Origin of the sequence: Chromobacterium vaccinii, assembly GCF_001855275.1 — a bacterium.
GTDB lineage: Bacteria > Pseudomonadota > Gammaproteobacteria > Burkholderiales > Chromobacteriaceae > Chromobacterium > Chromobacterium vaccinii.
Map to the genome: position 1 here is coordinate 22,829 of NZ_CP017707.1, position 22,098 is coordinate 44,926.

Here is a 22,098-nt window from a genome sequence, read left to right on the forward strand (position 1 = left end):
CCATGTGGCTGACCCGCGTAAGCGTGCGCAATCCGTATTTCGCCGCGGTGTTGATGATGACGCTGTTGGTGCTAGGTTTGTTCTCCTGGCAGAAGCTGCCGGTGGAGGAGATGCCGGACGTCAGGCTGCCGATGGCGGTGGTGGAGACGCGTTATACCGGCGCCTCGCCCGAGGTGGTGGAGAGCGAAGTGAGCAAGCCGCTCGAGGAGGCGCTCAACACCGTCAGCGGCATCAAGGAAATCCGCTCTTATTCTTCCGAAGGCAGCTCCTTCGTGGTGGCCGAGTTCGAACTGTCGGTCGACCCCATCGTCGCGGTGCAGAACGTGCGCGACAAGGTGGCATCGGTGCAGGGGCAGTTCCGCCGCGAGATCGGCACGCCGTCGGTGTCCCAGGTTGACCCGAACGACAAGCCGATGCTGTCGCTGTCGCTGACCTCCAGCCAGACCCGTCCGCGCGAGCTGAGCAGTTGGACCGAGAACGTGCTGAAGAAGCGGCTGCAGATGGTGGAGGGCGTCGGCGACGTCAGTCTGATCGGAGCGGTGCGGCGGGAGATCCGCATCGACGTCGATCCGGTGCGGCTGGAAGGCTCCGGCCTGTCGCTGGCCGACGTGGCCGACGCGATCAAGGCCGCCAACCAGGACTTCCCGGCCGGCAACGTTTCCACCGCGCACAAGGAGTGGGCGATCCGCGTGTCCGGCAAGCTCAAGTCCGCCGACGACTTCGCCGCGCTGGCGGTGGGTTACCGCAACGGCACGCCTATCCGGCTGGATGACATCGCCGTGGTGGCGGACACCGAGGCCGAGCAGGACAGCGTCTCGCTGGTCAATGGCCAGCCCGGCCTGGGCGTGGACATCAAGGCCGCGCGCGGCGCCAACGAGGTGGCGGTGGCCGAGGGCGTCAAGAAACTGTTGACCGAGCTGAAGCCGCAGATGCCGGCCGGCACCGAGCTGCGCTACACCTATGACTCTGCCGAGGACGTGAAGAAGGCGCTGCATAGCGTGGAGTCCATGCTGCTGGAAGGCGCGGGGTTGACCATCCTGATCGTGTTCCTGTTCCTGGGCAGCTGGCGCAGCACGGTGATCACCGGCTTGACGCTGCCGGTGGCGCTGGTGGGCACGCTGTTCGCGATCCAGCTGATGGGTTTCACGCTGAACATGCTGACGCTGCTGGCGCTGTCGCTGTCCATCGGCCTGCTGATCGACGACGCCATCGTGGTGCGCGAGAACATCGTGCGCCACGCCGCGCTGGGCAAGAGCCATTACCAGGCGGCGCTGGACGGCACCAACGAGATCGGCCTTGCCGTGCTGGCCACCACGCTGACGGTGGTGGCGGTATTCCTGCCGGTGGGCTTCATGGGCGGCATCATCGGCCGCTTCTTCCACCAGTTCGGCCTCACCGTGGCGGTGGCGGTGCTGATCTCGATGTTCGTCAGCTTCTCCCTGGATCCGATGCTGTCGTCGATCTGGCACGACCCCCACCATCACGGCGACCGCCACCGCGGCCCGTTGGGCCGGATGCTGGACTGGTTCGAGACCTCGCTTGACCGGCTGTCCGAGCGCTACGCCGCCGCGATCCGCTGGGTGCTGGGCCATCGCAAGACCACGCTGGCGCTGGCGCTGGGCGTCACCGCGGCCAGCTTCATGCTGGTGCCCAGCATCGGCGGCGAATTCACGCCGGTGCGCGACAGCGGCAAGATCAATGTGGTGTACCAGACCGCGCCGGGCTCGTCGCTGGAGTACACGACGCTGAAGGGCCGGGAACTGTCTGACGCGCTGTCCGGGATCAAGGAAATCCACACGGTGTCGCTGGATGTCGGCGCCGGCAACTTCGGCGCCGGCAAGAACGACGGCCAACTGACGCTGGACATCGGGGACAAGCGCTCGCGCCAGCGCAGCCTGGACGAGGTCATCGCCGATGCCCGCAAGCGGGTGCAGCCGGTGGCTGGGGTGCTGATCAAGGCGGTGGCCAACGACGAGCAGCAGGGCAAGCCTATCTTCATCGGCCTGCGCGGCTCCAATCTGGCCGAGCTGGACGCGGTGTCGCGCGACATCATGGCCCGCATCGGCAAGGTGAAGGGCGTGAAGGACATTGAATCCAATCTGACCGAGGGCGATCCGTCGCTGAGCCTGACATTGAAGCGCGACGCGGCGCTGAGCCTGGGCGTGGATCTCAATCGCGTCGGCAATCTGCTGTCGATGCTGCTGGCCGGCAATGTGGTCACCACCTGGGAGGCCCCGGACGGCGAGAATTACGACGTCAGGCTGCGGGTGCCGAAGGACGAGCGCCGCCAGGAACTGCTGGACCAGCTGAAAGTGGCCGGCAACCGCGACGATAACGGCGCGGCGCAGATGGTCCCGCTGTCGACGCTGATCGAGACCCGGCAGGGCGTCAGCCCGCGCCAGATCAAACGCACCAACATGATGCGCGAGATCAGCATCCTGGCCAATGTGGAAGGCCGCGACGTGGGCTCGGCGATGGCGGACATCGACAAGATGCTGGGCAACATGCAATTGCCGCAAGGCGTGCAGCGCATGCACCGCGGCCAGCAGAAGGACATGGAAGAGACGGTGGCCAACGCGCTGCGCGCGCTGGGTTTGGGCGTGATTTTCATCTACCTGATCCTGGCCGCGCAGTTCCGCAGCTTCACGCTACCGGTGACCATCATGGTGTCGCTGCCGCTGGCCTTCGGCGGCGTGTTCGTCGCGCTGTTCCTGTGGGGCTCCACGCTCAACATGTTCTCCATCATCGGCATCATCATGCTGATGGGCCTGGTGGCCAAGAACGGCATTCTGCTGGTGGACTTCATCAATCGGGCGCGGATGGAGGGCATGGCGCGCGAAGACGCCATCGCCGAGGCGGGCAGGGTGAGGCTGCGTCCCATCATGATGACCAGTCTGGCGATGATTTTCGGCATGTTGCCGTTGGCGCTGGGTACCGGCGACGGCTCGGAGACCAACCGGCCGATGGCGCACGCCATCATCGGCGGCCTGGCGACTTCCACGCTGCTGACCCTGCTGGTGGTGCCGGTGGTGTACACCTATCTGGACAGCCTGCGCGTCCGCATTCGCCGCCTATTGGGCGGGCGCCGCGCGCTGAAGCTGAACGAGGCGGGCGGTAAATAAACAGGGAGCCGGCAATCGCCGGCTCCTGTCGCGTGAGCGCCCGCGGAATCACTTGCGCGGCGGGGCGACGCAGTCGTTGCCGTCGAAGCTGACCGATTGAATAGTGTGGTCGCGCGGATCGACAACGAAGTTGGTGGTGCAGCTGTAGTAGGTGGAGCCGCCGCCGCTGAGGCTCCAGGGATGGTAGAAGCCGCTGCTTTGTATCGGCATTTCCTGGCTGTAGGCGGTGCGGTAGGTGTAGAGCTGCTTGCCGTTGGGCATGGTCATCTGCCCGGTGGGCGTGCCCCAGGCGGCCAGCAGTTCGTTGGCGTCGCGTCCCTGCCAGCTGTAGACCTTCTGCGCATAGCCCTGCTGGGTGGCGCAGCCGGCCAGCGACAGGGCGGCCAGAACGAGTATCGATGCCGCGGATTTCATGGCGCTCTCCTTGCGGCGGCACGCGTTGGCAGGGCAAGCGGAGCCGCGGTGAATATCGAATTGCTGTTTATTTAACGATGATGTCATCTTGCGGGTGTGTCAATCGTTAAGGTGTGGGCGGCGTCGGCTTTGTGTTAACGACCTTGTTGCGCTTTGGCGCGCGAGTCGGCCAAAGCGTTGCCGCGATAGAAAATCGACCATCCTGATGAGGACTGGTTCCGATGAGAAAAACAAAGGAGAAACGACTATGTGCCTGAAAAAGCCCCTGGTGGCGGCACTGATGGTCTGGGGGAGCTTGGCGCCGCTGCATGCGGCCGCCGCGGAGAAGGTGCTGCATGTGGCGTTCAATGCTCCTGAAACCGGCTTCGATCCGGCCAAGGTGTCCGATATCTATTCCGCCGCCGTGATCGAGCACATCTACGATCCCTTGCTGACTTTCGACTACCTGTCCCGTCCGGTGAGGGTGATCCCCAATGTGGCGACGGCGATGCCGACGGTCAGCGCCGACGGCCTGACTTATACCTTCCATTTGAAGAAGGGCATCTACTTCGCGCCGGACCCGGCGTTCAAGGGCAAGAAGCGCGAGCTGACCGCCGCCGATTACGTGTACTCGATCAAGCGCCTGTCCGACCCGACCGTGGCCTCGCCGCTCAGCGACACTTTCACCGACAAACTGGTGGGTCTGGCCGAGCTGGCGAAGAAGGCGGGCAAGGGCAAGCTGGATTACGACACGGTGGTGGAGGGCGTGAAGACGCTGGACCGCTACACCTTGCAGCTGAAGTTCAAGCAGCCGTTCCCATCCTTGCCCTTCCTGCTGGCCGGCAGCTGGGTAGAGGGGCAGGCGCGGGAAGTGGTCGATGCCTACGGCGACAATACCAATGCCCATCCGGTCGGCACCGGCCCCTACGTGTTGAAGGACTGGAAGCCGGGCAACAGCATGACGCTGGTGCGTAATCCCAATTTCCGCAGGGAAACCTTCCATTACGGCGCGGGCGATCAAAAAATCGCCGCGCAGATGAACGGCAAGCGCTATCCGCAGATAGACCGGATCGAGGTGTCGGTGATCCAGGAGGAGCAGCCGGCCTGGCTGGCTTTCAAGAGCGGGGAGCTGGACCTCGTGGGCATTCCTCAGCCGCTGATCAGGCAGGTATTGCGCCTGGATCCCAAGAATCCGTGGCGCGCGGAGCTGAAGCCGGAACTGAAAAGCAAGGGCATTCAGCTTAGCCGAGAGCTGGGCGAGGAAGTCACCTTCTACGCGTTCAATATGAAAGACCCGGTCGTCGGCGGGTACGGCAAGGACAAGATAGCGCTGCGCCGCGCGATCTCCATGGCTTTCGACACCAACGAGACGATACGGGACATCCGCCGCAACCAGGCGGTGCAGGTGCAGTACATCGTGCCGCCCAACGTGGCCGGCCACAATCCCAATTTCCGCGCCGCCTATCCCTACAACCCACCGCTGGCCAATGCCTTGCTGGACCAGTTCGGCTACAGGGTAGGCGCCGACGGTTACCGCCATGCTCCGGACGGCAAGCCTGTCGTCGTCGATTTCCTGACTGGCCCCACCGCCATCGACAAACAGTGGAACGAGTATTGGCAGAAGGCCTTTGACCGCATCAAGGTGAGGGCGAATTTTCGCGTGATGCAGTGGAACGAGCAGGTGAAGGCGCAGCGCGACTGCAAATTCGGCATGAACGGCGGCGCCTGGAGCGCTGATTATCCGGATGGAGACAACTTCACGCAGCTGCTGTATGGCGGCAATGTCGGCAACTCCAACAATGCCTGCTACCAGTCCCCGCGCTACGACAAGCTCTACGAACAGTCGCGCTTGCTGCCTGATGGCCCGGAACGCAACCGCCTGTACGACCAGATGAACAAGATCGTGGTCGGCGACACGCCGTGGATGTTCAGCGATATCCGCTTCACCAATGCGCTGGCTCAGTCTTGGGTGAAGGGATTCAAGTTCCACCCCAATTTCAACGCCATCTGGCGTTTCCTGGACGTAGAAAAATAAGCGGGGAGCGAGGAGAACCATCATGTCCGCATTCATCATCCGCCGGCTGCTGCAAATGATCCCGACCCTGTTCGGGGTGATGCTGCTGGTCTTCACGCTGTTCACGCTGGTGGGCGGCGATCCGTCGCTGGTCTTGGCCGGCAAGCATTTCTCGGCCGAAGTGCTGGCGCACATCCGCGCCCAATTGGGGCTGGACAAGAGCCTGCCAGAGCAATTCCTGCTGTTTGCCCATCAGGTGCTGACGCTGGATTTCGGCACTTCCTGGTCCACCCAGCAACCGGTGTCCGACATCATCGGCAGCCGCATCGGACCGTCGCTGACGCTGACCGGCGCCATGCTGGTGGTCGATCTGCTGGTCGCCATTCCGCTGGCGGCGCTGGTCGCGTATTTCCGCGGCGGCCTGACCGATCACATCGTCACCATCTCCTGCACCGTGGCCATGTCCATCAGCGCGCTGATCTACATCATCGCCGGCCAGTTTTTTCTTGGCTTCAAGCTGGGCTGGTTTCCGGTACGAGGCTGGGGCGATTCGTTCTGGGTCAATCTGTTCGTCTACGTGCCGTTGCCCTTGTTGCTGGGCCTGATGGTGTCGCTGGGACCGGACATCCGTTTCTATCGCAGCTTCTTCGTTGAGGAGCTGGGCCAGGATTACGTGCGCACCGCGCGCGCCAAGGGCTTGTCCGAGCGTCAGATCATGCTCAAGCACGTGCTGCGCAACGCGCTGATCCCGGTGGTGACCAGCGTGATGATGTCCTTGCCCTACATGTTGCTGGGCGCGCTGGTGCTGGAGAGTTTCTTCGGCATTCCCGGCATGGGCAACGAAGTGGTGCAGGCGGTGAACAAGAGCGATTTTCCGGTCATCAAGGCCATCACCATCTATATCGCCATCGCCACCATGGTGTTCAACCTGCTGGGCGACCTGGTCTACAAGTGGATCGATCCGCGCGTGCAGCTGAAGTGAGCGGAGGAGAACAATCATGACGACATTGCAGAATACCGCCGGCGCCGCGCCGGCCGCGCCGTCCCGCAGTCTGTGGGGGCTGGGATGGCAGCGCTTGAAGCGCAACAAGGTGGGCTTTATTTCGATGTGGATCGTGCTGGCCTATCTGCTGGTCTCGATCGGCGGCTGGTTCAATCTGGTCGGCGCGCATTGGGTGGACGAGGTGGGCGTGCCTTATGCGCCGCCAAGCTGGGTCAAGGAGTCCGCGGACGACGTGTTGCCGCCGGAGCCGGCAGCCAAGGCGGCTGCCGCGCCCATTGCCGCACTGAGCCGCGCCGAGGATCCGATAGGCAAGCAGCTGTCCGAGGCGGAGAAGCATGTCGGCGAATACGCCGACCACGCGCCGCCGCGGCTGGAGAGACTGCCGTTCGGCGGCGACTTGCAGGGCCGCGACGTGATCCAGAAAGCGTTGAAGGGCACGTCCACGTCCATCTTCGTCGGCGTGTTCGGCGCGGTGTTTTCCCTGCTGATAGGCTGCGCGCTTGGCGCGGTGTCCGGCTATTTCGGCGGCAAGACCGACGATTTCCTCAACTGGTTTTACAGTGTGTTCACCTCGGTGCCGGACATGCTGCTGCTGCTGTCTTTCGCCGCGGTGTCTGGCCGCGGCATCACCACCATCATTTCGGTGATGGCGCTGACCAGCTGGACCGGCACCTACCGCCTGGTGCGCGCCGAGTACCTGAAGCTGAAAGGCCGCGAGTATGTGCAGGCGGCGGACGCCATCGGCGCCGGCAGCAGCCGCAAGATGTTCGTCCACATCCTGCCCAACATCTCCCATTTGCTCTTGGTGCAGTTTTCCTTGCTGACGGTGGCGTTGATCAAGTACGAGGCCATTCTGTCCTTCCTCGGCTTCGGCGTCGGCGTACGCGAGGTCAGCCTGGGTTCGATGCTGGCCGAAGCGCCGACCGAGCTGATCCAGGGCTACTGGTGGCAGATGCTGGCGGTGACCATCGCCATGTCGGTGCTGGTGACGGCGTTCAGCCTGCTGGTGGACGCCTTGCGCGATGCGCTGGATCCGCGCGCGGCGGCCAAGTAAGCGGGATGGGGGAGAGACACGAGATGAGCAATCAAAATAAAACCCTGCTGTCGGTCCGCAACCTGCGGGTGAGTTTCCGCCAGGAGGACGGCGGCCGCTTCGAGGCGCTGAAGGGCGTGAGCTTCGACATTCCGGCGCACCGCACGGTGGCGCTGGTGGGGGAATCGGGTTCCGGCAAATCGGTGACGTCGATGGCCATCATGCAGCTGCTGCCGCCGCAATCGAGCGAGATCGATCCGGCGTCGGAGCTGCGCTTCGACGGGCGCGACCTGCTGAAGCTGAGCGCGGCGGAGCTGCGCCGGCTGCGCGGCAAGGACGTGGCGATGATCTTCCAGGAGCCGATGAGCTCCTTGAACCCGGTGTTCACCGTCGGCGAGCAGATCGTCGAGACGCTGACGCTGCACGCGAAGCTGTCGCGCTCGGCGGCGTGGAAGCGGGCGGTGGAGCTGCTGCGCGAAGTGGGGCTGCCGGAGCCGGAGAAGCGGGTGAAGAGCTACCCGCACGAATTGTCCGGCGGCCAGCAGCAGCGGGTGATGATCGCCATCGCCATCGCCTGCGAGCCCAAGCTGCTGATCGCCGACGAGCCGACCACCGCGCTCGACGTCACGATTCAGAAGCAGATCCTGCAACTGATCGCCGACCTGCAGAAGAAGCACGGCATGTCGGTGCTGTTCATCACCCACGACCTGGGGGTGGTGGGCGAGTTCGCCGACGAAGTGATCGTGATGCGCCACGGCGTGATCCGCGAACAGGGCACGGTGCGGCAGATCTTCGAGAACCCGCAGGACGCGTACACCAAGGCGCTGCTGTCGTGCCGGCCGCATCTGGATCGCCGTCCCGAGCGGCTGGCGGTGATCGACGACTTCCTGCAGCCGGGCGGCTACGTGGAGCCGGCCGAGCGCAAGCGTGGCTACGCGGCGGACGACGAGATCGTGCTGGACGTGCAGGGTCTGTGCAAGAGCTTCGACATCCGCGAAGGGCTGTTCGGCAAGCGGCAGTTCCACGCGGTGCAGGACGTGTCGTTCAAGCTGGCGCGCGGCAAGACCTTGGGCATCGTCGGCGAGTCGGGCTCGGGCAAGACCACCGTCGGCCTGACGCTGGTGCGGCTGCACCAGGCGACCGCGGGCAAGGCGCTGTTCCACGGCCAGGACCTGATCGGCATGAGCGCCAAGGAATTCCACACTTACAAGAAGCGGATCCAGATCATCTTCCAGAACCCGTACGCGTCGCTGAACCCGCGCTTCACGGTGGAGCAGATCCTGACCGAGCCGATGCTGCTGCACGGCATCGGCCAGGATGCCGGCCAGCGCCGCAAGCTGGCGCAGGAGCTGCTGGACAAGGTGGGGTTGGCGGCCGGGGCCCTGGCCAAGTACCCGCATGAGTTCTCGGGCGGCCAGCGGCAGCGGATCGCGATCGCGCGCTGCCTGACCTTGAAGCCGGAAGTGCTGATCTGCGACGAATCGGTGTCGGCGCTGGACGTGTCGGTGCAGGCGCAGGTGCTGAACCTGCTGCAGGACCTGCAGGACGAGTTCAAGCTGTCCTACCTGTTCATCTCGCACGATCTGGCGGTAGTGAAGCACATCTCCGACCAGGTGTTGGTGATGAACAAGGGGCGGGTGGTGGAGCAGGCGGACGCGGACGTGATCTACCGCGAGCCGCGGGACGGCTACACCAAGAAGCTGCTGGGTGCGATTCCGCAGGGCTGGAGCCCGGCGCTGGCGCCGGCGTAGCGCGGAAGAGGCGATGCAGGACAAGCCGGCCCGAGGGGCCGGCTTTTTTATGGGAGGGATCACCCAGGGTCAAAGTCTGCTTCCTGTTTTTGCATCAATACCATGATTATTTCTCATCATCAGGCTTTGTGATGACTTCTAATTTTGACAATTTCTTTCAGTGATTTGTGTAAATGCAACATTTTTTACATAAAAACGACATTGTCAGATGAATATGAGACGAGAAGGCTCCTGAGAGAAAGGTTAGCGCGGCTGGTGGGGCTGGATGCTTTGCCACATGCGGGTTTTGCTTTTATGTTCACGGCATGATGAAGTGGTTTGGGGCAGAAAATTGCGCTGAATGGCATGACGGATAGAAACGATCTGTACTTAATGACGAATTGTTACGGATATTGACGGTTTGTAGGAACTCTTCCCACACTCGAATCCAGAGCCATTTCATGCGATGTGAATGGCTTGAGCGCGATCACGCCAGCTGCAGAACTGGCGGACGAGATACGGATAAAGAACAAAGGAGAGTTTCGTGATGAAAAAGAAACAGTTGGCCGTGGCTTTGGCCATGGCGGGGATAGGCGTCAACGCGCCTGTGGCATGGGCCGCCGATGGCGTGTCCTCTGGAGAGCTGGACCGGGTGGAGGTGACCGGTTCCAACATCAAACGCAGCATCAAGCAGGAAAAAGCGCTGCCGGTGACGATCGTGCGCACCGAGGAAATGACCAAGCAAGGTTTCACCACGGTGGAGCAGGTGGTCAATTCGTTGGCCAGCAACCAGTCCAGCCTGGTCGGCGCGTCTTCCGTGCAGTCGGTCAGCGGCGGCGCGTCCTATGCCGGCCTGCGCGGCTTCGATCCGCAATATACCCTGGTGCTGCTGGATGGCCGCCGGGTCGCCAACCAGGCGATTTCCGGCATCGCGACCGACCTGAACGCCATTCCGCTGTCGGCCATAGACCGGATCGAGGTGCTGCGCGATGGCGCTTCCGCGCTGTACGGCAGCGACGCCATCGGCGGGGTGATGAATTTCATCACCAAGAAGAGCTATCAAGGGCTGACTATTTCCGGCGAAGCGCTGTCCACTCAGCACAAGGGCGGCGATTCCGCGAATGTGAGCGTATTGGGCGGCGTGGGCGACCTGGCGAAAGATGGCTGGAACGCTTACGGCGTTTTGTCGTATCAGAAGAGCAAGGCGATTCGCACTGTGGATCGCGAATTCGCGACCAAGAATCAGTCTTTGAGCAGCACCACCTATCCAGCCAACTTCCTCTACAAGTCCAAAGGCAATCCCGGCGACGGCAATGTTTACAACATGGCCATGCCGAATTGCCGTCCGCCATACTCCACGCCCAGGGATGCGACCAGCTGCGGCGAGAAGACATGGCTGTTCATGGATCTGACGCCGGAGGTGGAGCAATTCACCGCCAACGGCAAGCTCAGCAAGCAGTTTGGCGACCATATGTTGACGGCGCAGTATCTGGGCGCCCGAAACATCAGCACCACGCGCATCGGCCCTACGCCGATGCAATCCGTCGCCACGCTGACCGCGGGCGTCAACAAGTACTTCCCGACAGTGCTGCCGGATGGCTCGCCGGTGACGCCGGGGGCGACGGCGGTGTTGAATCTGCGCAGCGATCCTCTCGGTCCCAGAACGACCAAGAGCATTTCCGATACGCAGCGGCTGGCGGTGAATCTGGAGGGGCTGATCGGGGGGTGGGATTATCGTACCGGCGCCGCGTATTCGTCGAACCAAACCACCATCAATTACAAGAGCGGCTATGTAAACAGCGATAAGATAGAGCAGGCGCTGCTGACCGATCAGATCAATCCGTTCGGCGATTCTCCGGCCGGCGCATGGGAGGGCGTCGAGTTGAAGGGAGACGGCTGGATTTCGAAATATGAAACCGCGCTGGCGGACTTCAAGGCCAGCAAGGAGATCTTTGCCTTGCCGGCGGGGAATGTCGCGGCGGCGATCGGCGGCGAATTGCGGCACGAGAAGCTGGACAGCCAGATTCAGGATCTGGCTCAGTACGCGATTGGATCGGGGATCGCCGATTCCAAGTCAACCAAGGGCAGCCGCAATATCTCGGCGCTGTACCTTGAGGCGGAAGTGCCTGTCATAAAAGGGTTGGACGTGCAGTTGGCGGCCCGCTACGACAAGTACAGCGACTTCGGCAAAGCTTTCAATCCCAAGGTTGCATTCAAGTATCAGCCGGCGTCGCAAATCATGTTCCGCGGCTCCGCGAGCAGAGGATTCCGCGCGCCTTCGCTGTTCGACATTTTCCAGCCGGATGCCAAGACCTATACCAATGGCAATAATCTGGACGACCCGGCGCGCTGCCCGAATGGGACGCCGGCCAACGGCGGGGACAAGACGGATTGCGGCACCACGTTTTTCGCCAAGCAGGGCGGCAATCGCAATTTGGAGCCTGAACGCGCCACTTCTCTCACCTTCGGCGTGGTGATCGAGCCGATCAAGGAGATTACGGCCAGCGTCGATTTCTGGTGGACCACCATCAATAAAGTGATAGGCGTGCTGGACAATGATCTGATCTTCAACGATCCGGTCAAATATGCCGACCGCTTTGTGCGGGTGAATCCGAATGACCCGTATTCCAAGCTCGACTATGTTGCCACCCCGACTGAGAACTTGGGCAATCTGAGCGCGGCGGGTTTGGACACTTCGTTTTCCTGGCGCTTGCCCAAGAGCCGTCTTGGTAATTTCACCATCAATCTGGATGGCACTTATACCTCCAAGTTCGTTCAGCAGGTGGAGGCGGGAGGGGTGTACTACTCGCGTTTGAGCCAATGGAACAATGGCCTGCAGCCGGTGGTCCGCTGGAAGCATTCGCTGGGATTCGGCTGGTCTTTCGGCGATTGGAGCGCGTTGCTCGCCCAAAACTATGTGTCCGGCTACACCGACTATAAGGCGACGCATAGCGTCAAGCCGTATTCCAACTGGAACCTGTCTTCCACCTATCTATGGAAGAAGAAGCTGAGCGTGACGGCGGGGGTGAAGAATCTGTTTGATCAGGAGCCTCCCTTCAGTAATCAGAACAAGTTCTTCCAGAAAGGATTTGATCCGATTCTCGCCGACCCGGTGGGCCGAGCCTATTTCTTGAAAGCGTCATACAAACTCTAGCTTTGGCTATTGTATTTAGTCCACAGCTATAGCATTCTGTCATGACGGCGCAGGTTTTTATGCGCAGGGAATGCGCAGGCGGGGCGGTGATCCCACCCCGCCCGCGCGACAGGTTGGCAGCTCTGGCCGGACCTGAATGCCGGTCCGGCCGAGTCTGCCGGTTTTATTGAAGGAATGGGTAATCCATATGACAAGCATTGCAGCCAAAGGAGTGGGAGGGCCACCGCCCCGGCGACGATTCGCCGGTCTGGCGGGCGTCATCGTATTCCATGCCGCGCTGATCTACGCGCTGGTGACAGGCCTGGCCCAGGGGGTGGTCAAGGTGATCCAGCAGAAAGTGGAAGTGTCGGTGATCAGCGAACCGCCGCCGCCGCCTCCGCCGCCGCCGCCGAAGATCGAGAAAGTGGTGCAGCAGCCGACGACGCCGAAGCCGCAGGCCTACGTGCCGCCGGTGGTGAATCCGCCGCCGGTCACGCAATCGGTCAACGCCATCCAGGCGGTGACCTCCGATCCGAAGCCGCAACCGGCGCCGACGCCGGCCCCGGCGGTGGAGGCTCCGAAAGGCCCGGTCTCAGTCAAGGGCAACTGCACTCAGACCGAAACGCCAGAATATCCAGCCAAGGCGTTGGAGGATGAAATTCAAGGCGATGTGTTCGTCGTGTTTGCGGTAGGCGGGGATGGGAAAGTGACTGGGATCACGGATGTGCGCTTTGACGGCAGCATCCCCCCTCGTTACCGGAGCAGTTTTAAATCGGCGATTTCGAATGCTCTTCAGAGCTATGCGTGTCGCGCCAACATGCAGCTGACGCAGCCGTTTCACTTCAAACTCGACTCTGGCGCCTAAGTCGCCCAGGGCATCTCAAGACACAAAGGAGCAAATACCATGATCAAGAACACTCGCGCACTGCTGGGCAAAGTCCTGGGCGCCGCCGGCCTGCTGACCGCGCTGCCGGCGCTGGCGGCGGAGACCGTCAGCACCTCCAATCCGTACGGCATCGACGCGCTGTGGTCGCAAGGCGACTTCGTGGCCAAGGGCACGCTGATCATTCTGCTGATCATGTCGGCCTCCACCTGGTATGTCGGCATCGTCAAGCTGCTGGAACAACGCCGCCTGATCAAGCAGGGGCATGAACTGCTGGGCCACCACGGCGTGGACCTGCAAAAAGCCGCCACCGAACTGGCGGACGAAGGCATGTACAGCGCGGTGGCGCAAGCCGGCATCGAAGCGGCCACCGAGCACAAGGGCGAACTGGCCAACCGCGTGGATCTGAACACCTGGGTGGCGATGGCGATTTCGGACGCGGTGGACTCCACCAGCCATCATATGCAAAACGGCCTGTCGGTGATCGCCACCGTCGGCTCCACCGCGCCGTTCGTCGGCCTGTTCGGCACCGTATGGGGCATCTACCACGCGCTGGTGAAGATCGGCACCTCGGGCCAGGCCTCCATCGACAAGGTGGCCGGTCCGGTGGGCGAAGCGCTGATCATGACCGCCATCGGTCTGGCGGTGGCGGTGCCGGCGGTGCTGGGATACAACTGGCTGGTGCGCCGCAACAAGCTGGTGCTGGACAACGTGCGCGTGGTGTCGGGCCGTCTGCACGCCAGCCTGCTGAACACCCCGAGCCGGTAATCGAATATGGCCCGTTACAAACGATTTGGCCACGGCAAGGGCGACGAGGACCAGGTGCTGTCGGCGATCAACACCACGCCGCTGGTGGACGTGATGCTGGTGCTGCTGATCATCTTCCTGATCACGGTGCCGGTGGTGACGCAGACAGTGAAGATGACGCTGCCGAAAGAGCAGAACATCCCGACGCAGACCAAGCCGGAGAACGTGGTGCTGGGGGTGGGGCCGGACAGCCGCATCTACTGGAACATGTCTCCGGTGAAGGACCAGCAGGAATTGTTGGCGCGGCTGGTGAAGGAAGCGAAGAAAGACCCGCAGCCGGAAGTGCACATCCGGGGCGACGCGACGGCGAAGTACGCGCCGATCGGCCGCATCGTGCTGGCGGTGCAGCAGGCGGGGATCGTGAAGATCGCGTTCATCACGGAGCCGCCGGCGCCCGGCGGCGGCGAGTAGGAGAAGAGACATGGCGATGAATGTGGGTTCGTCGGGAGAAGACGACCTGATGATGGAAATCAACACCACGCCGTTGATCGACGTGATGTTGGTGATGCTGATCATGTTGATCATCACGATACCGATCCAGACGCACGCGGTGAAGCTGGACATGCCGCAGAACACGCCGGCGAAGCCGTTGGCGAAGCCGGTGGTGGTGCAGATCGACATCGCGCCGGACAATGCGGTGATGTGGAACGGCGAGCGTTTGCCGAACCGGGAGGCGCTGGAGACGAGGCTGTCGGCGGCGGGTAAGGCGGAACCGCAGCCGGAGCTGCACATCAAGCCGAACAAGGATGCGAGTTACGCGCCGGTGGCGATGGTGCTGGCGGAGTCGCAGCGTCTGGGATTGACGAAGCTGGGCATCGTCGGGTCGGAACAGTTCTTGCAATAGACGGTCTGTAAGGATCGGACAGGAAAGGCAGCTTCGGCTGCCTTTCTTTTCTCGAAGCACGCATGGAGAAGTTCAATGAAGATGAAAGCGTTGGCGTTGGCTCTGCTGCTGGCAGGCCAGGCATGGGCGCATGGCGTGTCCGGAATCGATGCCGCTAATTTCAATTCCAGCATCCGCCCGCAGGACGATATCTATCTGGCCGTCAACGGCAAGTGGCTGGATACGCATGAAATTCCGGCCAGCGAATCCTGGAGCGGCGCGTTCAAGGATCTGCGGGATCTGAGCGAGGCGCGGAGCCGCGAATTGATCGAGCGGGCTTCGGCTGGCCAGGCGAAGAATGGCAACGCGCAGAAGATCGGCGCCGCTTACGTCAGCTTCATGGATGAGGCCGCGGCGGAGAAAAAGGGCTTGCAGCCGATCGAGCCTGATCTGCAGGCGATCACCCTGCTGGCGAGCCGCAATGAGCTGTTGAAATTGATCGGCGGGGGACAGTCTGGCAACGTCAAGCTGCCGCTGGCCTTGTACGTGGGGATAGACGCCCGCGACGCCACCGCTTATTTGCCTGACCTGTACCAGAGCGGGCTGCTGATGCCTGATCGAGACTACTACTTGGGCAAGGATGCGCGCTTCGCCAAAGCGCGGGATGCCTATCAGGCTTACCTGAGCCGCTTGTTCCGCCTGGCGGGATATGCCCAGCCGGAAAAACGCGCCAAACGCGTGATCGCGCTGGAAACCAAGCTGGCGCAGCTGCAGCGCAGCAGGGTCGAAAACCGCGATCCGCAGAAAACCTACAACAAGACGACGCCGGCACAATTGGCCAAATTGGCGCCAAAGCTGGACTGGAAGGGTTTTCTGTCCTCGGCAGGCATGTCCGGGATCGCCGCGCTGAATGTCAGCCAGCCGGAGTACGTGGCGGGTCTGGCTCAACTGCTGCGCAAGGAGCCCTTGCTCGCGTGGCAGGATTATCTGATCGCGCATACGCTGGACGGCTATGCGCCGTACCTGAGCAAGGCGATGGTCGATGCCCGTTTCGATTTCCACGGCAAGGCCTTGTCCGGTACGCCGGAGCAGCAGCCGCGCTGGAAGCGGGGCGTGCAGTTGGTGGAGTCATCCTTGGGTGAGGCGTTGGGACAGTTGTATGTGTCCAAGTATTTCCCGCCGGAACACAAGCGCAAGATGGAGGAGCTGGTCGGCAATCTGATGCAGGCCTATCGTCAGAGCATCGATGGCTTGAGCTGGATGAGTCCTGCGACCAAGCAGGCTGCGCAGGTCAAGCTGTCCAAGTACATGTTGAAAATCGGTTATCCCGATCATTGGCGCGATTATTCCGGTCTGGAGCTCAAGTCCGATGATCTGGTGGGCAACGTCAAGCGCGCCAACCAGTTCGATTATCAGTGGCAGCTGTCGCATCTGGGCAAGCCGGTGGACAGGACCGAGTGGGGCATGACGCCGCAGACGGTCAATGCTTATTACAATCCTTCCCAGAATGAAATCGTGTTCCCGGCCGCCATTCTGCAACCGCCGTTCTTCAATGCAGAGGCCGACGATGCTGTCAATTACGGAGGCATCGGCGCTGTGATCGGGCATGAGATCAGTCATGGCTTCGACGACCAGGGCAGCCAGTTCGATGCCGACGGCAATTTGCGGGACTGGTGGACGGCAGAGGACAAGGCGCGCTTTCATGAGCTGACCAGCAAGCTGGTTGCGCAATACGACGCGTACGAGCCGCTGCCGGGCAAGCACATCAACGGCAAGCTGACCCTGGGCGAGAATATCGCCGACAACGTGGGTCTGCAGATCGCCTACAAGGCTTACCAGCTGTCGCTTGGCGGCAAACCGGCTCCGGTGATCGACGGCATGGGCGGCGATCAGCGCTTTTTCTACGGTTTTGCCCAGGTTTGGCGCGGCAAGACCCGGGATGAGGCCATGTTGGCCAGGCTGGTCTCCGATCCTCATTCGCCGGATGCGTTCCGGGCGATCGGAGCCACCTCGAACAGCGATGCTTTCCAGCACGCTTTCGAAGTGAAGCCGGGAGATAGAATGTATAAGCCGGAGGGTCAGCGCATTCGCATCTGGTGATGCGAATAGTGGCTGAAGAGTAGGGTTGAACGCGGGCAAGCGCTGGAATGAGCGTGCTTGTCCGCGTTTTCTTGTTATGGGCAGTGCGCGCAATGCGCGGCGTTGTTTGCCTTGAGTTGCTTGAGGGGAGCGATCAATAATCTGGCAATGGTATTGCTGTAATTGGTTTCGGTGCATACACTTCGTCGATGCACAAATTCATGCCTTTCATACTTGCCGCAGCCCTAACCGCTTGCGATTCGCATCAAATCAATCAAATAGCAAAATCCCCGGAAGTGAAACAGTTGGCCGCTCTGGGCGAGTCCATCCTGTCATCGGCGGCATCGCAGCAATCCGGTGCCGCGCCAGCCCTGGTCAAGGCTGAGCCCTTGGTCAGCGGCGGCAAAGCGATCGGCCATCGCGATTTCGCTGCCGCCAAGCGTATTTTGCCGCGAGTGTACTCGGGCATGGAGGTGGATTTCTATTGCGGTTGCCGCTATCAGGGCAAGGCTGTCGATTGGCAGTCTTGCGGCTATCAGCCGCGCAAGTCCGAATCGCGCGCCGGCCGCATCGAGTGGGAGCATGTGGTGCCGGCATGGGTGCTGGGGCATCAGCGCCAGTGCTGGCAGCAGGGCGGCCGCAAGGCTTGCGGCGATCAGGACCCGTTGTTCCAGATGGCCGAGGGCGATCTGAACAATCTGGTGCCGGCGGTAGGTGAAGTTAACGGCGACCGCGCCAATTTCGCCTACGGCGCTTGGGAGATTCACCCCCGTCCCATTTACGGACAGTGTCAATCGCTTGTGGATTTCAAGCAAAAGCGGTTCCAACCGCGGGAAGAGGTGCGCGGCGCGGCGGCGCGCATCACGCTGTACATGCATCAGCGCTATGGTTTGAGGATGAGTCAGCAGGACCGGCAGTTGATGTGCGCATGGGCGCGGCAACATCCGGTGGATGAATGGGAGCGCCAGCGCAACAAGCGCATCATGCAATGGCAGGGCGAGGGCAATTTCCTGGTGTCCCAGCCAGAGGAGTTGAGCAGGGTTTGCGGCTGATCGATTTTGTTTGGTATTGACGATAAAAAACGCCACGGCATGCCGTGGCGTTTTGTTTCGAGCAAGTCAGGCGGAAGCTTAGAAGGAGACCTTCATGCCAACGCCGAAGGCTTGCGGGTCGTTGCCTGCGGAGAGTGCGGCATCTTTCGTGCCTAGATTGGTATCGTAGATCGGGTTGTTGGCGAAGTTGGCGTTCTGCTTCGCATTGTTGGTGATCTTGGTGTAGTAGGCTACCAGTTGGGTCGACTTGGACAGGTTGTAATAACCGCCCAGCGTCCATTGCTTGGCCTTGAAGTCATCACCGTTGATGCCAGCGCCGACATTCTTCAGGCGGCCCAGTTCGCCATAGGACAGCTTGACCGAGGCTGCGCCAAAGTCCTGGCCCAGCGCGATCAACCAGTCATCCTGCTTCAGCTGGCCGCCGCCGATTTGGTCAAAGGAGCCCCATTCGTAGTTGCCGCCGATGAAGGTGCCGAAGTCGAACTTATAGCTGGCGGCGATGCTGTAGAACGAGATATTGGAGCCGGAGTTGACGGAGGCGGTCGTGGTGTTGGCTGCGACGCCCTTGTCGTATTGTTTGTCCCAAGCGGTGGCCAGGTTCAGCGCGCCCCAGTTGTAACCCAGGCCCAGGGAGATGCGTTTCGCATCGGTGCCGCTGGCGCGAGCCTCATCCACGCCCCAAGAGCCACCCAGCGTGAAGCCAGCCCAGTTCGGCGAGAACCAGTGAATGGAATTGGCCATGCGAAGCTCGCCGCGGCTGTTGACGGAGTTCGCGCCAAAATTGTCGGCGGTGGTGTTCACGAATACGTCGGTGGCCAGCGCGGTGTTGCTGCTGCCGGTGAATACCTTGTAGGCCGAGTCATTCTGGCCCAGCAATACCTTGCCGAAGTCCGCGTTGTCGATGCCGATGAAGGTGTTCCGGGTACCAAAGGTGGCGGTTTGAGCTTTATCGTTGGTGCCGCCCTGCTCGAAGTTGCGCAGGCTGCTTTCAACTTGCCAGATGGCTTTGGTGCCACCGCCCAAGTCTTCCCAGCCCTTGAAGCCGATGCGGGAGTTTTCATCTACCACGCGGGTGCGGGAACTGTATTCTTTGATGGGGTTTCCATTGCCGGTGGCTTTGGCGGATTCGATGCCGCCGCTCAAGAAACCGTAAATGGTCACGTCGGCGTGAGCCGCGACCGGGACGATGAACAGAGATGCAACGATGGCTGCCAGATTCTTCTTTTGCATGATGGACTCCAAGTCAAGTCTATGGTTCTGTTATGAAGCAGTGAAGAGACCGTGTCCGGTTTTGGCAACGCTTGCACGGCTGCTTCACGACTTTGTATTAGTTTAGCCACAGAATATGACGGGAGTGTTGCGAAGACTGGTAAAAAGAGTGGTGTCGATGCGACGCCTGTTGCGATTATGCCGAAAACTTGTTCGGATAGACCTCGTCGATCAGTGTCCGACAATCGACTACGCGGAGGTCATTGTCTTTTGCAAAGTCCATCAGGAACTGAAAGATTTGCGGGTAGATTTTTTCCAGTTTCTTGTCCACTGCGACGCAGCGCACGCCTTCCAGCAGCATGGGGCGGACAAAGGCATGGTAGGACAGCTTCTGATTGGTATCGAAGGAGGCCAGGATGCCAGCCAGTCGCTCGGCCCAATCGCTGGGGCGGAAAGTGCGGCCTTCTGAGGTCAGGCCCTGGATCACGATTTCGTACGGATTGCAGATCATGGCGGTGGAACCAGTGTGTTTGCTTTTGGTGTAGCCTGTTTTGTTGTCCGTGCTAAGACGTTTTTTCTAGGCCGACGACTTTTACTTATGCGAAAGTTTCGTGATCATACCTGAAAATCATATGCGCTTGAATGGCGGCAGCGAAGCCAGCAGCTTTTTGCCGTAACTTTGTCGCGTCAAGCGGTTGTCCAGGATGGTCACTCGACCGTAATCGCGTTCGGTTCTGATCAAACGGCCCACGGCTTGCACCAGCTTGATCGACGCTTCCGGCACCGTCAGTTCGATGAAGGGGTTGCCGCCGCGTTTCTCGATCCAGCGGGACAGGGTCTTGCCGACGGGGTCGTCCGGCATCGCGAACGGCAGCTTGGCGATGATCACGTGCACGCAGCTCTCTCCCGGCAGGTCCAGTCCTTCCGAAAACGAATCCAGCCCGAAAATCACGCTGGCCTGCTGGTCTTTCAGGCGCTGATGGTGGGTGTCCAGCAGCGTGCGCTTGGGAATGTCGCCCTGGATCAACAGCCTGTCCCGCAGGCCTGCGGGCAGACCTGCGCCAACCTCCTGCATCTGTTTGCGCGACGAAAACAGCACCAGCGTGCCCACCGGCTCTTTCAGGTCGATCAGCTTGGGCAGCCATTCGATGATTTCGCGGGTGTGGCCGCCGGGGTCTTTGGGGCTGGCCAGCAGCGGCGGCAGGTAGAGTTCGCCTTGTTCGTCGAAATTGAACGGCGATTCCAGCGCCATGCAGCTGACCTTGGGCAGCCATTTCAGGCCGGTCTGCGACAGCAGCAGCTCGAAATCGCCGAGCGAGCGCAGCGTGGCCGATGTCAGGATGGCGCCGGCGGCGCGGCGCCACAGCGTGGCGGCCAGGCTGGCGGCGGCGCTGACCGGCGAGGCCGAGAACAGGTAGTCGCCCTTGCCCTCGGCGCGGCGGGTGATCCATTTGGCGATCGGCGGCGCGTTCTCCTGAGTTTCGGTATCGAACAGATCCCATACGGCCATCAGCTGTTCGGCGCGGCCGATCAGGAAGCCCAATTCGGTGGCGGTCTTGTCCAGATCCACATCGCCGCTCTTGTCCTTGCGGGCCTCGGACAGCGCGTTGCCCATATCGTCCAGCTGCTTGGACAGAGCGCGGGCGGAAATCGCCATATTGGCCGCCGAGGTTTTCAGCCGTTCCGGCAATACGCCGTCTTCGATCAGCCAGGACGGTTCCAGATTGTCGCTGCTGGCGGCCAGCGAGTCTTCGCTGCCCAGCAGCCATTGCCATTCGGTCAGCGTCTCCACGCAGGCGGCGGCGGAGTCGATCGCGTTGCTGGCCAGTTCGGCCTTGCCGGTGTGCGCTTCGGCATGCACGACTACCGCACCCACCTTGTCCAGCCAGCCCAGCGCCTGGCCCAGCGAGTGCTCTGCGGCGAACTGGTTGACCGCCTTCTTCGCCAGGTGGTGCGCCTCGTCTATGCAATAGAAGCTTTCCTCCGGGGCGGGCAGGATCACGCCGCCTCCCATCGAAACGTCGGCCAGCATCAGGTCGTGGTTGGCCACCACGACGTCGACGTTTTCGAGGGTGTCGCGGGCCAGATAGAACGGGCATTCGACGCGGTTGGGGCAGGCGGTTTTCAGGCAGCCGTGGCGGTCATTGGTGACGCGCGCCCACAGGCCATCTTCCACGATGCTGTCCCAGGTGTCGCGGTCGCCGTTCCATTTGCGGTAATGGAAGGCGTCGGCCATCGCGCTCAGCGCGTCCAGCTCTGCCTGCTCCGGCTTGTGGTCCCACAGCGCCATCATCGGGTCGGGCTGCAGTAGGCTCTGCTGAGAGTGCTGGGCGGTGAGGCCGTACAGGCGATACGGGCACAGGTAGCGGCCGCGGCCCTTGGCCAGCGCGAAGGTCAGCGGCAGACCGCTGTTTTCGACGACGAAGGGCAGGTCGCGGTTGACCAGTTGTTCCTGCAGCGCCACGGTGGCGCTGGTGACTACCAGCTTTTTGCCGCGCGCGCGCGCCATTACGCCGCCAGCCAGCAAATAGGCCAGGCTCTTGCCGACGCCGGTGGGGCCCTCGATCACCGTGATGCTCTCGCCTTCGCGCTCCGGCCAGTCGTCGCCGACCTTTTCCCGGGCGCGCGACAAGGCATTGGCGATTTCAGCCAGCATGCGGCGTTGCGAGGCGCGCGGCCGGAAGCCCGGCAGGCGGTCGGAAATGGCGCGGTAATGGTCGCGGATTGAGTCTTTTTCGGCGTCGGTCAGCATGGGCGCGATTGTACCGCATGCGACCGTTGTGCGCCTGCATAATGACGGCGGGCACAAGATGTGGA

Annotated in this window: 16 protein-coding genes; 12 read left to right on the top strand and 4 right to left on the bottom strand. The window is 61.7% G+C overall.

The genetic code is table 11. The features are described from left to right. Positions 1-2: 2 nt before the first annotated feature. Complete coding sequence (locus tag BKX93_RS00110; RefSeq protein ID WP_070978075.1) at positions 3-3,122, top strand: efflux RND transporter permease subunit; 3,120 nt, start codon at positions 3-5, stop codon at positions 3,120-3,122. Positions 3,123-3,170: 48 nt separating this feature from the next. Here the strand turns inward: BKX93_RS00110 and BKX93_RS00115 are convergent, their stop codons facing one another. Beyond that, a complete protein-coding gene (locus tag BKX93_RS00115) occupies positions 3,171-3,536 on the bottom strand; it encodes a hypothetical protein (protein WP_046159077.1) in 366 nt (121 codons plus the stop codon). Between the two features lie 247 nt (positions 3,537-3,783). On the opposite strand from BKX93_RS00115, the gene BKX93_RS00120 reads away from it, so the two are divergent. The 11 genes from BKX93_RS00120 (at position 3,784) to BKX93_RS00170 (ending at position 18,072) form a co-directional block, all read left to right on the top strand. Beyond that, positions 3,784-5,550, top strand: a complete 1,767-nt coding sequence (locus BKX93_RS00120) for an ABC transporter substrate-binding protein (protein WP_083340365.1) — start codon at positions 3,784-3,786, stop codon at positions 5,548-5,550. Positions 5,551-5,572: 22 nt separating this feature from the next. Next, positions 5,573-6,511, top strand: a complete 939-nt coding sequence (locus tag BKX93_RS00125; RefSeq protein WP_046168806.1) for an ABC transporter permease — start codon at positions 5,573-5,575, stop codon at positions 6,509-6,511. Between the two features lie 16 nt (positions 6,512-6,527). Continuing rightward, positions 6,528-7,586 (top strand): ABC transporter permease, encoded by a 1,059-nt coding sequence (locus tag BKX93_RS00130; protein ID WP_070978077.1) that lies wholly within the window; start codon positions 6,528-6,530, stop codon positions 7,584-7,586. Positions 7,587-7,609: 23 nt separating this feature from the next. Beyond that, a complete protein-coding gene (locus tag BKX93_RS00135; protein WP_046168804.1) occupies positions 7,610-9,316 on the top strand; it encodes an ABC transporter ATP-binding protein in 1,707 nt (568 codons plus the stop codon). A gap of 526 nt (positions 9,317-9,842) precedes the next feature. Then, positions 9,843-12,449 carry a TonB-dependent receptor plug domain-containing protein gene (locus tag BKX93_RS00140; protein ID WP_083340362.1) on the top strand — a complete coding sequence of 869 codons (2,607 nt, stop codon included), beginning with the start codon at positions 9,843-9,845 and terminating at the stop codon, positions 12,447-12,449. A gap of 136 nt (positions 12,450-12,585) precedes the next feature. Continuing rightward, positions 12,586-13,293 (top strand): energy transducer TonB, encoded by a 708-nt coding sequence (locus BKX93_RS00145; protein ID WP_083340363.1) that lies wholly within the window; start codon positions 12,586-12,588, stop codon positions 13,291-13,293. Between the two features lie 39 nt (positions 13,294-13,332). Next, entirely contained in the window at positions 13,333-14,079 is a 747-nt protein-coding gene (locus BKX93_RS00150; protein WP_083340364.1) for a MotA/TolQ/ExbB proton channel family protein, read from the top strand. 6 nt (positions 14,080-14,085) lie between these two features. Further along, positions 14,086-14,529 carry an ExbD/TolR family protein gene (locus BKX93_RS00155; protein WP_046159195.1) on the top strand — a complete coding sequence of 148 codons (444 nt, stop codon included), beginning with the start codon at positions 14,086-14,088 and terminating at the stop codon, positions 14,527-14,529. Positions 14,530-14,539: 10 nt separating this feature from the next. Then, positions 14,540-14,962 (top strand): ExbD/TolR family protein, encoded by a 423-nt coding sequence (locus BKX93_RS00160; RefSeq protein WP_021475752.1) that lies wholly within the window; start codon positions 14,540-14,542, stop codon positions 14,960-14,962. Positions 14,963-15,037: 75 nt separating this feature from the next. After that, the gene (locus BKX93_RS00165) at positions 15,038-17,041 is read left to right on the top strand and encodes a M13 family metallopeptidase (RefSeq protein WP_070978084.1); all 2,004 of its coding nucleotides are present in this window, start codon (positions 15,038-15,040) and stop codon (positions 17,039-17,041) included. Positions 17,042-17,316: 275 nt separating this feature from the next. Further along, entirely contained in the window at positions 17,317-18,072 is a 756-nt protein-coding gene (locus BKX93_RS00170; protein WP_244887207.1) for an endonuclease, read from the top strand. 78 nt (positions 18,073-18,150) lie between these two features. On the opposite strand, the gene BKX93_RS00175 is transcribed toward BKX93_RS00170, so the two are convergent. From BKX93_RS00175 to dinG, 3 genes are all read right to left on the bottom strand, one after another. Beyond that, positions 18,151-19,314: a porin gene (locus tag BKX93_RS00175; protein WP_244887208.1), complete on the bottom strand. Its 1,164-nt coding sequence runs from the start codon at positions 19,312-19,314 to the stop codon at positions 18,151-18,153. 163 nt (positions 19,315-19,477) lie between these two features. Further along, positions 19,478-19,792 carry a DUF3579 domain-containing protein gene (locus BKX93_RS00180; protein WP_046167115.1) on the bottom strand — a complete coding sequence of 105 codons (315 nt, stop codon included), beginning with the start codon at positions 19,790-19,792 and terminating at the stop codon, positions 19,478-19,480. A gap of 117 nt (positions 19,793-19,909) precedes the next feature. Continuing rightward, on the bottom strand, positions 19,910-22,033 hold the full coding sequence (gene dinG / locus BKX93_RS00185) for an ATP-dependent DNA helicase DinG (protein WP_070978088.1): 2,124 nt from the start codon (positions 22,031-22,033) through the stop codon (positions 19,910-19,912). Positions 22,034-22,098: the final 65 nt, after the last annotated feature.